14 protein-coding genes and 1 pseudogene are annotated in these 11,815 nt (G+C 66.6%); 6 read left to right on the top strand and 9 right to left on the bottom strand.

Features of this window, described 5'->3' with window-relative positions:
• The 3 genes from MKK62_RS05005 (at nucleotide 1) to purM (ending at nucleotide 3,265) form a co-directional block, all read left to right on the top strand.
• Nucleotides 1-393 carry a sterol carrier family protein gene (locus tag MKK62_RS05005; RefSeq protein ID WP_240262097.1) on the top strand — a complete coding sequence of 131 codons (393 nt, stop codon included), beginning with the start codon at nucleotides 1-3 and terminating at the stop codon, nucleotides 391-393.
• 163 nt (nucleotides 394-556) lie between these two features.
• Nucleotides 557-2,116, top strand: a complete 1,560-nt coding sequence (gene purF, locus MKK62_RS05000) for an amidophosphoribosyltransferase (RefSeq protein ID WP_240262098.1) — start codon at nucleotides 557-559, stop codon at nucleotides 2,114-2,116.
• Between the two features lie 66 nt (nucleotides 2,117-2,182).
• Entirely contained in the window at nucleotides 2,183-3,265 is a 1,083-nt protein-coding gene (purM, locus tag MKK62_RS04995) for a phosphoribosylformylglycinamidine cyclo-ligase (protein ID WP_240262099.1), read from the top strand.
• 36 nt (nucleotides 3,266-3,301) lie between these two features.
• On the opposite strand, the gene MKK62_RS04990 is transcribed toward purM, so the two are convergent.
• Both MKK62_RS04990 and ygfZ read right to left on the bottom strand, forming a co-directional pair.
• Complete coding sequence (locus tag MKK62_RS04990; protein ID WP_240262100.1) at nucleotides 3,302-3,469, bottom strand: DUF3073 domain-containing protein; 168 nt, start codon at nucleotides 3,467-3,469, stop codon at nucleotides 3,302-3,304.
• A gap of 135 nt (nucleotides 3,470-3,604) precedes the next feature.
• On the bottom strand, nucleotides 3,605-4,687 hold the full coding sequence (gene ygfZ, locus MKK62_RS04985) for a CAF17-like 4Fe-4S cluster assembly/insertion protein YgfZ (RefSeq protein ID WP_240262101.1): 1,083 nt from the start codon (nucleotides 4,685-4,687) through the stop codon (nucleotides 3,605-3,607).
• A 114-nt stretch (nucleotides 4,688-4,801) separates the two neighbouring features.
• Here ygfZ and MKK62_RS04980 point away from each other — a divergent pair, with 114 nt between their 5' ends.
• Nucleotides 4,802-5,668: an aminodeoxychorismate lyase gene (locus MKK62_RS04980; RefSeq protein ID WP_240263817.1), complete on the top strand. Its 867-nt coding sequence runs from the start codon at nucleotides 4,802-4,804 to the stop codon at nucleotides 5,666-5,668.
• Nucleotides 5,669-5,921: 253 nt separating this feature from the next.
• On the opposite strand, the gene MKK62_RS04975 is transcribed toward MKK62_RS04980, so the two are convergent.
• The 7 genes and pseudogenes from MKK62_RS04975 to lmeA form a co-directional block, all read right to left on the bottom strand.
• Nucleotides 5,922-6,596 carry a heme-binding beta-barrel domain-containing protein gene (locus MKK62_RS04975; protein ID WP_240262102.1) on the bottom strand — a complete coding sequence of 225 codons (675 nt, stop codon included), beginning with the start codon at nucleotides 6,594-6,596 and terminating at the stop codon, nucleotides 5,922-5,924.
• Between the two features lie 64 nt (nucleotides 6,597-6,660).
• A pseudogene (locus MKK62_RS04970) lies at nucleotides 6,661-6,747 on the bottom strand (sirohydrochlorin chelatase); the annotation flags it as partial.
• A 122-nt stretch (nucleotides 6,748-6,869) separates the two neighbouring features.
• The gene (locus tag MKK62_RS04965) at nucleotides 6,870-7,172 is read right to left on the bottom strand and encodes a DUF1416 domain-containing protein (protein WP_240262103.1); all 303 of its coding nucleotides are present in this window, start codon (nucleotides 7,170-7,172) and stop codon (nucleotides 6,870-6,872) included.
• Nucleotide 7,173: 1 nt separating this feature from the next.
• A complete protein-coding gene (locus MKK62_RS04960) occupies nucleotides 7,174-8,007 on the bottom strand; it encodes a sulfurtransferase (protein WP_240262104.1) in 834 nt (277 codons plus the stop codon).
• Nucleotides 8,008-8,027: 20 nt separating this feature from the next.
• Nucleotides 8,028-8,489: a DUF4395 domain-containing protein gene (locus MKK62_RS04955; protein ID WP_240262105.1), complete on the bottom strand. Its 462-nt coding sequence runs from the start codon at nucleotides 8,487-8,489 to the stop codon at nucleotides 8,028-8,030.
• 211 nt (nucleotides 8,490-8,700) lie between these two features.
• A complete protein-coding gene (locus MKK62_RS04950; RefSeq protein ID WP_240262106.1) occupies nucleotides 8,701-9,120 on the bottom strand; it encodes a thioredoxin family protein in 420 nt (139 codons plus the stop codon).
• Between the two features lie 49 nt (nucleotides 9,121-9,169).
• On the bottom strand, nucleotides 9,170-9,976 hold the full coding sequence (lmeA, locus tag MKK62_RS04945) for a mannan chain length control protein LmeA (protein WP_240262107.1): 807 nt from the start codon (nucleotides 9,974-9,976) through the stop codon (nucleotides 9,170-9,172).
• A gap of 169 nt (nucleotides 9,977-10,145) precedes the next feature.
• Here lmeA and MKK62_RS04940 point away from each other — a divergent pair, with 169 nt between their 5' ends.
• Both MKK62_RS04940 and mshD read left to right on the top strand, forming a co-directional pair.
• Complete coding sequence (locus MKK62_RS04940; protein ID WP_240262108.1) at nucleotides 10,146-10,907, top strand: winged helix-turn-helix transcriptional regulator; 762 nt, start codon at nucleotides 10,146-10,148, stop codon at nucleotides 10,905-10,907.
• Nucleotides 10,904-11,794, top strand: a complete 891-nt coding sequence (gene mshD / locus MKK62_RS04935) for a mycothiol synthase (RefSeq protein ID WP_240262109.1) — start codon at nucleotides 10,904-10,906, stop codon at nucleotides 11,792-11,794. The genes MKK62_RS04940 and mshD overlap by 4 nt, the downstream gene beginning before the upstream one ends.
• Nucleotides 11,795-11,815 lie beyond the last annotated feature (21 nt).

The raw sequence follows: 11,815 nt of genomic DNA, 5'->3' as shown, positions 1-11,815 counted from the left end.
GTGCCTCCCCGTCAGAGCGCCGATCCGGCACAGACCCGAGCCGCCGTCCAGGCCGTCGCAGGCTGGCTGCGCGACGACACCCGGCCCGCGCCGAGCCGGGCCGACCTGGCGGCCGCCGTGCGACTGACCGCACGCACGCTGGCCGCCGAAGCACCCGGCGCCAGCGTCGAGATCCGCGTCCCACCCTTCGTTGCGGTGCAATGCATTGCCGGGCCACGGCATACCCGCGGTACACCGCCCAATGTCGTCGAAACCGATGCCCGGACCTGGCTGCTCTTGGTCACCGGACTGCTGCCGGTGGCCGACGCGACTACCACGGGAGCGCTGCGCCTGTCCGGCTCGCGGGCCGGTGAGATCGCAGCCTGGCTGCCGGTGGTGCGCTTAGCCGATTGAGTGCCGCAGTGTGACATATGCGATAGCTGCATCCTGGTGGGACTAATGAGCTGCAAATACCTGTTGCCACGTGCTGCAACACGCGCGTTCGATTCGTAGACACGCCGAACGTGTCCGTAGACTCCATCACGTCACCATCCGTTCCCCGGGGAGCCGCCACACCGTGACCGTCAACGCAGCCGTTGCCTCCGAGCAACTGGAAAACCCGCCCGGCGAAGAATGCGGTGTGTTCGGGGTCTGGGCCCCCGGCGAAGAAGTCGCCAAGATGACCTACTACGGCCTCTACGCGCTGCAGCACCGTGGCCAGGAGGCCGCCGGTATTGCCGTCGCCGACGGGTCGCAGGTGCTGGTGTTCAAGGACCTCGGCTTGGTCAGTCAGGTTTTCGACGAGCAGACGCTGGCAGCCATGGAAGGTCACGTGGCCGTCGGGCACTGCCGGTATTCCACCAGCGGACAGCCCACCTGGGAAAACGCCCAACCCGTCTTCCGCAACACCGCGGCCGGCACCGGAGTCGCGCTTGGCCACAACGGAAATCTGGTCAACAGCGCCGAGCTGGTCACCCGCTGCCGTGAGGCGGGACTGCTGAACAGCAAGGTTCCAGGCGCGGCCACCACCGACTCCGACATGCTCGGCGCACTGCTCGCGCACGGCGCCGCCGATTCGAGCCTGGAGCAGGCGGCCTTGGAGCTGCTGCCAACCGTGCGCGGCGCATTCTGCTTGACCTTCATGGACGAGAACACCCTGTATGCGGCCCGCGACCCCTACGGGGTGCGCCCGCTGTGCCTCGGCCGGCTGGACCGTGGCTGGGTGGTGGCCTCGGAGACCGCCGCCCTGGACATCGTCGGCGCCTCGTTCGTCCGCGAGATCGAGCCGGGCGAACTGCTGGCGATCGACGCCGACGGGGTGCGCTCGACCCGGTTCGCCAACCCCGAACCCAAGGGCTGCATCTTCGAATACGTCTACCTGGCCCGGCCGGACAGCACGATCTCGGGTCGATCGGTGCACGGCGCCCGGCTGGAGATCGGCCGGCGGCTGGCCCGCGAACACCCGATCGACGCCGACTTGGTGATCGGTGTGCCGGAGTCCGGCACACCCGCCGCCGTCGGCTACGCGCAGGAATCCGGCATCCCCTATGGCCAGGGCCTGATGAAGAACGCCTACGTGGGCCGCACGTTCATCCAGCCGTCGCAGACCATTCGTCAGCTGGGCATCCGGCTGAAACTGAACCCGCTCAAGGAAGTCATCCGTGGCAAGCGGCTGATCGTCGTCGACGACTCGATCGTGCGCGGCAACACCCAGCGTGCTCTGGTCAGGATGCTGCGCGAGGCCGGGGCCGTCGAGGTACACGTACGGATCGCATCGCCGCCGGTGAAGTGGCCGTGCTTCTACGGCATCGACTTCCCGTCACCGGCCGAGCTGATCGCCAACGCCGTCGAGGACGAAGACGAAATGCTCGAGGCGGTACGGCATGCGATCAACGCCGACACTTTGGGCTACATCTCGCTGCGAAGCCTGGTCGCCGCGACCGAACAACCCACTTCCCGACTGTGCTCGGCGTGCTTCGACGGCAAGTATCCGATCGAATTGCCAAGCGAGACAGCGCTTGGCAAGAACGTGATCGAGCAGATGCTCGCCAACGCGGCCCGCGGGGCAGCGCACCAGGAGATCGCCGCCGAGCGGTCGCCAGAGGCGGAGCAGGCCGCCGTGCTGCGGCATCCCTGACCAAACGGTGTCCTCGCGCGAGTGGCAGATACCGGTGCAGACCGTCGACCGGTAGCCTTTAGCGCGATGACCGCCCGCGGAGAAGACCCGGCAATGCCGGGCGCGACATATGCATCGGCCGGAGTCGATATCGAAGCCGGTGACCGCGCAGTCGAACTGTTCAAGCCATTGGCGTCCAAAGCCACCAGACCCGAGGTCGTCGGCAAGCTCGGCGGGTTCGCCGGACTGTTCGCACTGCGCGGCGGTTACCGCGAGCCGCTGCTGGCCGCGTCCAGCGACGGTGTCGGCACCAAGCTGGCCGTCGCACAGGCGATGGACAAACACGACACCGTCGGCCTGGACCTGGTGGCGATGGTCGTCGACGACCTGGTGGTGTGCGGCGCCGAGCCGCTGTTTCTGCTGGACTACATCGCGCTGGGCCGGATCGTGCCCGAGCGTCTGAACGCGATCGTCGGCGGCATCGCCGAAGGCTGCGTGCGAGCGGGCTGCGCGCTACTGGGTGGTGAGACCGCCGAGCATCCGGGCCTGATCGAGCCCGACCACTACGACATCTCGGCGACAGGCGTCGGCGTAGTCGAAGCCGACGACGTGCTGGGTCCCGACCGGGTCAAGCCGGGCGACGTCGTGATCGCGATGGGATCGTCGGGTCTGCACTCCAACGGCTACTCCCTGGCCCGCAAAGTGCTGCTGGAGATCGATCGGGGCAACCTGGAGGGTTACGTCGAGGAGTTCGGCCGCACGCTCGGCGAAGAACTGCTCGAGCCGACCATCATCTACGCCAAGGACTGCCTTGCCCTGGCCGCGGAAACCCAGGTCCGTACCTTCTGCCACGTCACCGGCGGCGGACTGGCCGGCAACCTCGAGCGCGTCATCCCCAACGGGCTGCTCGCCGAGATCGACCGCGGCACTTGGACGCCGGCACCGGTGTTTGCAATGATCGCTCAGCGCGGGCGGGTGGCCCGTGCCGAGATGGAGAAGACATTCAACATGGGCGTCGGCATGGTCGCGGTCGTCGCACCGGAAGACACCGACCGCGCGCTGGCCATCCTGACGGCCCGGCACTTGGACTGCTGGGTCCTCGGCACGATCAACAAAGGTGAAAAAGACGGTCCGCGAGCAAACCTCGTCGGGCAGCATCCGAGGTTCTAGGTCTCGGCGCGCCACTGGGGCGAGCCGCGTAAAGCCCTAGCGGCGCAGATCGCTCCAGGGATCGTCGCCCTCCGACTGGTCCGCGTCATCACCGTCGGAACCGGACAGCTCGCGCTGTAGCCGTTCAAAATCGGTCTGCGGTGAGCTGTATTTAAGGTCTCGAGCGACCTTGGTCTGCTTCGCCTTAGCCCGGCCACGGCCCATGGGGGAACCCCCTCGCGCAATAACGGAGCGGCCCAACAAAGTGAGCGGCTCCGATCTCTTGTCGTTATTGTCCTGCCGACAGTTTAGCGTGCCCGGTGGCTGCGCGCTGTTGCGCCCCGCGCGGTCGGGCGACGGTCATCGCGCTGTTCCCCGCAATCGCTCGACGGCCACCCGACCGGCGCCGGGTCCGTCGACCGCAGGCAGCGATCCAGGGTCGATCGTCGCCGCCACCTCGGCGTCGCCGCCGGTGCTCAGCGCGGTATCGGCGGGGATGCCGCGCTTGACCAACGCCAGCGCCACCGGACCTAAGTCGACGTGCTCCACGACCGTTCCCAGCCGGCCCACGGCACGTCCGCCGGCCAGCACCGGGTCGCCGGTGGCGGGCCGGTCCACCGACCCGTCCAGGTGCAGCAGCACGAGCATCCGGGGCGGTTTGCCCAGGTTGTGGACGCGGGCGACGGTCTCCTGGCCGCGGTAGCAGCCCTTGTCGAGGTGGACCGCGGCACCGATCCAGTTCACTTCGTGCGGGATGGTGCGTTCGTCGGTGTCGACACCGAGGCGCGGACGCAGCGCCGCCACGCGGTGGGCCTCGTACGCCCACACCCCGGCCGGGCGTACTCCGGCGTCGATCAGGCGCCGTTGGACGTCCACTGATCGCGATCTCTCGACCAGCACGTCGAGTTCGATCTGGCCCGGACTGGCCTCAGTCAGCCGCCGCACGAAACCGCCGCTGGTCGACGGGATCGCGGTCTGCTCGGCCGGTAACGCGTCGATACCGAGCGCGGCGAGCACCGCTGCGTCGGCGAGTTGCGGTCCCAGCAGCGACAGCACGGCCATGTCGGCGTCGGCCGGAGTTACCTGCGACCAGAACACCATCTTTTGCAGGTAGGCCAGCAGCGGTTCGCCGCGCCACGGTTCTGTGTCGAGATAGGTGACGCCGTCGAGTTCGGTCTGGAGCCAGTGGTCTTCGACCCGGCCCTGCCCGTCGAGGCTCAGGTTTTGGGTGCTCGCGCCGTCGGGCAATTCGCTGACGTGCTGGCTGGAGATGCTGTGCAGCCACGTCTGCCGGTCGCTGCCGGTCAGCGTGAGCACCCGGCGATGCGATCGATCTATCAGGACGGCGCCGGTTTCGGCAGCGCGCTGCTCGCCCAGCGGATCGCCGTAATGCCACGTGGCGCCGGCGTCGGGGCCGCCCTCGGGTGCGGGAACTGCGGACACACACCAACTGTACGGGTCTTCGGGGCTGGGCTTTTTGGTGGCGACCCGCTGCGACCGGCTACGCCGCTCTTGCGATCACCACTAGGCTTTCCTGCCATGACTGGCCACCCGGGCGTGATTGTGACGCTCGACGGACAAGTGCATTCGCCGGGTGTACCGCTGCTGTTCGCCGACGACCTCGCGGCGGTACGAGGCGACGGCGTCTTCGAGACACTGCTGATCCGGGACGGCCGCGCCTGCCTCGTCGAAGCGCATTTGGAGCGGATGAGCCACTCGGCGAAATTGCTCGAGCTGCCGCAGCCTGACCTGTCGACGTGGCGACGCGCCATCGACCTGGCCACGCGGCAGTGGGTGAACGACACCAATGACGAAGCCGCGATGCGCCTGGTCTACACCCGCGGCCGCGAGCGCGGGACGGCGCCCACGGCGTACGTGATGGTCAGCCGGGTGGCAAACCGGATCGCCGCGGTCCGCAACGACGGGCTGGCCGCCATCACGTTGCCCCGCGAGCTGCCGTCAAGCGGTGTCGAGTCCATGCCGTGGTTGCTGGCCGGCGCCAAGACCCTGTCGTACGCCATCAACATGGCGGCGCTGCGGCATGCCGACCGGCACGGTGCCGGCGACGTCATCTTCGTCAGCTCCGACGGCTACATCCTCGAAGGCCCACGCTCGACGGTGGTCATCGCAACCGACGACGGTGAGGACGGCGGCGTCTGCCTCCTGACCCCGCCGCCGTGGTACCCGATCCTGCGCGGCACCACGCAGCAGGCGCTGTTCACCGTCGCGCGTTCCAAGGGCTACGACTGCGACTACCGCGCTCTGCGGGTCAGCGATCTGCTTGCTGCGCAAGGTATTTGGCTGGTGTCGAGCATGACGCTCGCCGCGCGCGTGCACACCTTGGACGGCAAGGCGTTGCCGCGCGCTTCGCTGACAGCTGAATTCGCGGCACTGGTCGATGCCGCGATCGTCAGCGATCGGTGAAATCAGTTGTCGGCGTGGCTCGCAGCGGGTACCTTCGCGAGTACACAAGAAGGGAGGTGGTCCGGGAATTGATAGCTTATTGGACTTGTGAGGTGGCTGCCCGCTAGCAGCACCAGGCGAGGAATCACCTGCGCGCGCTGGCGAATTCCCCGCAGTCACCCGGCCCCCGAGCCTCCGGTTTGTCCAACCTGGAACTACGGCTCGGGGGCTGCCCATTTTCTAGGGCAGCCCAAAGCCACTCTCTGGCAATTGATCAGCCGACGAATCGCGACAGCCGCGCGGACAGGTGCGGAATGAGTCCGCCGTCGGCGTCGACCCTTTCTTCTACATACGCCAAATCGCCGCCCTCGACGATGCCGTAAAGCCGCTTGGCACCGCCGACCAGCACGCCCGACCGGCTTCGGGCAAGCGCGTCGGTAACTAGTTCCCACGACGACTGATTGAGGGGCCGCCCGTAAAACAACTCGACGTAGCCGGCGGAGTGCGCGAGCAACAATTCGATGGCTTGCGACTCCGACGGGTCGTCGGGCTCGTTGACGAAGCGCCAGTAGCCGGTTTCGCGTAGGTCGTGTGCTTGGTACTCGCCGGTCTCGCTGAGCCGCCAGGAGCGGGACTCCCAGTTCAGGTAGTCGCCGCCGTCATGGGAGACCACGATCTGCTGGCCGAACCGGTAATCGCCGTCGGAGCCACGGCCTTCGCCTTCGCCGCGCCACACTCCGACCAGCGGGAGCAGCGCCAGCAGCGCGTCGTGGAGGTTGGCGCCCTCGCGCAGGTTGGCGGTGTCGGCAGGGATCGGCAGGTCGTCGAAGACCGGGACGTTGCGCGTCGCCGTCGCCTTCGCGCGCTCAGCAGCCGCGGCCACCGCACGGTCACCTGAACCCGGCACCCGACCCGGGTCGCCCGCGGCGGCAGCGTCGTCAGAGCTCATGCGCCGCTCCTCAGCATCGCTGCGCTCTGCATCGTCGCCGGCGGACTCATGCGCCGCTCCTCAGCATCGCTGCGCTCTGCATCGTCGCCGGCGGGGCTGATGCGCCGCTCCTCAGCATCGCTGCGCTCTGCATCGTCGCCGGCGGACTCACGATTCGTCGGTGATCAGCCGATACAGCGTGTACAGCGCGAACCAGGAAATGACCACGACAGCCACGACCAGCAAGATTTCGTAGAACAGAACCACGTTGACGATTCTAGTTCGACGGGCCGGTCAGGCGATTTTGACGTCGACCTCGTGGATACCGGCGCCCTGGGGCTCGACGACAGCGTCGCCGTTACCGACGGCTGACAGGGCCCGCAGCGTCCACGAGCCCGGAGCGGCGAAGAACCGGAAGTCGCCGGTGGCCGACGCCACGACCTCGGCGGTGAACTCGCCCGAGGAATCCAGCAGTCGCACGAATGATCCGCCCACAGCCTGACCGTCACGATCGACGACCCGGCCGGTGATCACCGTTTCCTTCTCCAGGTCGACGCTGGCCGGCAGAGTCTGTCCTTGCTTTGGCGCAGAGCACATATCAGCTTCCCAACTCGATTGGGGCTCCAACCAGGGAGCCGTATTCCGTCCAACTGCCGTCATAGTTTTTGACATTTTGATGTCCCAGCAGTTCCTGCAGGACGAACCAGGTGTGCGACGACCGCTCCCCGATTCGACAGTAGGCAATCGTTTCCTTCGACCCGTCCAGTCCGGCGTCGGCGTAGATCTTGGCCAACTCCTCATCGGACTTGAAGGTGCCATCGTCATTGGCGGTCTTGCTCCACGGCACGTTGATCGCACCTGGAATGTGTCCGGGACGCTGGCTTTGCTCCTGTGGCAGGTGAGCCGGCGCCAGGATCTTGCCGGAAAATTCGTCGGGCGAGCGGACGTCGACCAAGTTCTTCGCGTTGATGGCTGCGAGCACCTCGTCGCGGAAGGCGCGAATCGTGTTGTCGGCGGGCTTTGCCGTGTAGCTGGTGGCGGGTCGGCTCACGGTGTCGGTCGAAAACGGACGACCGTCGAGCTGCCACTTCTTGCGGCCGCCGTCGAGCAGCCTGACGTCCTCGTGGCCGTAGAGCTTGAAGTACCAGTAGGCGTACGCGGCGAACCAGTTGTTGTTGCCGCCGTACAGCACGACGGTGTCGTCGTTGGCGATGCCACGTTCGCTGAGCAGCTTGGAGAACTGCGCGGCATCGACGAAGTCGCGGCGGACCGGGTCTTGCAGATCGGTCCGCCAGTCCAGCTTGACGGCGCCGGCGATGTGGCCGTCGTCGTAGGCGCTGGTGTCTTCGTCGACCTCGACAAAGACCACGTGATCGGCGTCGAGATTGCTCTGGGCCCAGTCGGCCGAGACCAGGACGTCGGAGCGTGCCATAGGGTAAATCCTTTCGATCGCTATGAGGTGCCGTGGGCCGGCTTCAGGCGCGCCACGAGCGGGTAGAGCTGGCAACCGAGGCAAATGCCGAAGGCCGCATTGAGGAAGGCGGCGACCAGGGCTGCCCCGGTGAGTACGACCCCGAAGAGTACAGCGCCGTTGACGAAGCCGATCGCGGCCGGGGCGGCGAAGATCAGCCCGACCAGCTGCGCGAACTTCAGCGGGGGAACGGGTTCGCGCTCGCGGACCGGGCTCAGCCGCGGCGCGACGAGCTTGGCGAAGACCTGGCCGTAGGGGTGACGTCGTGGTCCGGCCAGCGCGCCGATCGCGAAGACGATGGACTGCAGGCCGAGGATCTCACCGGCTGCGAGAGGGCTGACGCCGGACACGAGAAGGGCAATGACCAGAACTGCGGTGGTGATCCACGCCGCGAAGCGTGGTCCGCGAACGTCGACCTGATCGGGGGTCTTGGTCTCCGACATGATGCTGCTCCTGATTTGCCTATGCACGACTTTGTGGCGGCGCGCGCCACGGGGTTTCTGGTTGCTCCGAGCGCGGCGCGAGAAGGCGCGGCTACTCAGCAGCTACAACAACAGCAGCAGCCCGCGGCGCGGCACAGTACAACTGCGCGGCGATTGGTGAGCATGAGCTCGACGCGGGCGGACACGCCATGCAGCTTACCCAATGCCGACGTCATGAAGCCAATAGCGGCGTCAACGCCGAGCGCAGGTCGTCTGCCTTCGGCACGCCGGAACTGCGGTAGCGCTGCCGACCGTCGGCGTCGAAGATGAAGGTCGTCGGCAACGACAGCACCGAAAGTCGCCGCGCCGCGCTGGGATTGGCGTCCATATCGATCTCGACGTGCGCAACTTGTCCGAGGTTGTCACAGACCTGGTTGACCACGCGGCGCACCTGGGTGCAGGGTCCGCACCACGATGCGCTGAAATGCACGACAGTCGGGCCCTGGGAAGACAGGCCCAGGTCGGTGGTGTCGATGTCTTCGGATGCCTCCGGGTTGGTCGCTTGGACGGCGCCGGATCGGCGCGTCATCAACCAGCCGATGATCGCTGCCCCGACCAGAGCCACGAGTACTGCGACCACTGCTGCAGTCATTGGCGCCGCTCCTCTTCATTACCGCGCTGTGCCTCGTTGTCGGGGCGCATCATGCTCGATTGAACCCGTCGAGCATGATCGTTAGTCCCGTGGTGATGCCTTCGATGATGACGTCCGAGCCCCGGGCACCCTCGGTGGTCGGCGCGACCCCGAACGGCAATTTCTGGTCGGGCAATCTCCCGGCGAACGCGGCCAGCACGGCGTCGCGCTTGTCATTCGGCACGTTCTGATTTGCGGTGTTCGGTCCGGTGAGGATGCCGGTAGGGGTGAACACCAACGTGGTGTTGTCATCGCCGGCCATAGACAGGTCGACGGCGACGCTGACCCGTTTGCCGAAGGCTTTCGGTGTGCCGCTGAACACCAGGTCGTGACTGCCCGAGATGCCGGACTCGGTGGTTCCGCCGCTGGCGGTGTTGGTGTCTTTGGCGGGTGCCTCGACGATCAAATCCCTAATGCCCAGGTAGCGGCCTAAATGCAGCGAGTCGATGATGATCCGGCTCTCCAGCTTGCCCACGGGCAGCTTGGCATTCGGTCTGACCAGCCACGACGCGTCGGTTAGGTCGACCGAGTGCATGGTCGCTTCCAGCGTGGCCTTGCCGATCACGGGACGCTCCACCGCGCCGGCCTTGATCTCGACGTCCTCGTAGCGGTGGCGCATCGCTTGGGGTATTAGCGGGAAGGCGATGATCGCGACGAACGGGTCGAAGCCCAGGTGGGCCGTCTCGCGGACCACGCGCGCCAACCGGTACTCGGCGTAGATGCTGGTCCCGAAGTCGACGCCGACCGCAGCCAGCACCACCACCGTCACCGACGACAGCACCGTCACCGCCCCGACCAGCGCCTTACGCATCCGCATATTGTGGCCTACCCTCGCGCCGAGGCGTGCATCGCGACCGTTCCGGTCTGCATCGTCAGCGCGCGTAAGACCTGGCTGCAAGCTATCGTTTAGTGACCTGGCCGTTAAACTTCGTATCTCGCCATGAATTTTGCGAGACGCCTTTCCCCGGAAATCTGGAGGGGCTTGCTTGGACCTGCTGCTGTTGACCCCTGAGCCGAATCCGGATGTGGTTCTGCCGTCCTTGTCGCTGCTCGCCCACACGTTGCGCACCGCACCGCCTGACGTCTCGTCGTTGCTGGAAGCCGGCAGCGCGGACATCCTGATCGTCGATGCGCGCCTTGACCTGCCGGCCGCGCGTGGCCTGTGCCGTCTCCTGGGCTCGACGGGTCGGTCGATCCCGGTGGTGGTCGTGGTTAACGAAGGTGGGTTGGTGGCTGTCAACGCGGACTGGGGATTGGACGAGATCCTCCTGCCGGGCACCGGCCCTGCCGAGATCGACGCGAGGCTGCGGCTGCTCGTCGGCCGGCGAGGCAACCTGCAGGACCAGGAGGGTGTCGGCAAGATCAGCCTGGGTGAACTCGTGATCGACGAGGGCACGTACACCGCCCGATTGCGGGGACGTCCCCTCGACCTCACTTATAAGGAGTTCGAGCTGTTGAAATACCTCGCCCAGCACGCCGGGCGGGTGTTCACCCGCGCGCAGTTGCTGCACGAGGTATGGGGTTACGACTTCTTCGGCGGCACCCGGACCGTCGACGTGCACGTTCGGCGACTGCGAGCCAAGCTGGGCCCGGAGTACGAGGCGTTGATCGGCACGGTCCGCAACGTGGGTTACAAAGCAGTCCGCCCCACCCGGGGCCGGCCGCCGAGTACCGAAATCACCCCAGATGACGGCGAGGACGACGACGCCGACAGTCAGCCGCTGGCCGATCCGCTGCACAGCCAGTGACGGCGCCGCAGTGGCGCACGCTGCTGAATGCCGATGACCAGCGGCAAGTCCGTGAAATCATCGCTTCCGCAACAGAATTCGACGGTGTGGCACCCGTCGGCGAACAGGTGCTGCGCGAGCTGGCGCACGACCGCACGCAACATCTGGTTGCCGTCGACGACGACGGCGTCCGAGGCTACCTGAACCTCTCCGCGGGAGACGAGTCCGCGATGGCCGAACTGGTGGTGCGCCCCGATGCGCGCCGGCGCGGAATCGGCTCGGCGATGATCCATGCCGCGCTGGCGAAAACCGATGGCACGAACCGATTCTGGGCGCACGGAACGCTGGAGCCGGCGCAAGCTACCGCGTCGGCACTGGGGTTGACGACGGTCCGGGAGTTAATGCAGATGCGTCGAAGTCTTGACGAGATCACCGAACCCACAGTGCCCGAGGGCGTGTTGATCCGGACCTACGCTGGCAGCGATGACGACGCAGAGTTGTTGCGCGTCAACAACTCTGCGTTCGCGACGCATCCGGAGCAGGGTGGCTGGACCGAGGTCGAACTAGCCGAGCGACGCGCCGAGCCGTGGTTCGACCCCGAGGGCCTGTTCCTGGCATTCAGTGAACAGACTGGTCAGCTCCTCGGCTTCCACTGGACGAAGGTGCACCTCGACCAGGCCGGCCTCGGCGAGGTCTACGTGGTGGGTGTCGATCCTGCGGCTCAAGGCGGTGGCCTGGGTGGCGTGCTGACCGCGGTCGGCATCGCGCATCTGTCGCGCAAGCTGCGTGGGGCTGATCATCCGACCGTGATGCTGTACGTCGAGTCGGACAACACCGCGGCGCTGCGTACTTACCGCCGTCTGGGGTTTTCGCAGTACAGCGTCGACACCGCGTACGCGCGGCGCTGACGTGTTCACCCCGCGTTCACC

It is taken from the genome of Mycobacterium paraterrae (assembly GCF_022430545.2).
Taxonomy (GTDB): Bacteria; Actinomycetota; Actinomycetes; order Mycobacteriales; family Mycobacteriaceae; genus Mycobacterium; species Mycobacterium paraterrae.
The sequence above is the reverse complement of the archived record's forward strand: the minus strand, read 5'-3'. Positions and strand labels throughout refer to the sequence as shown.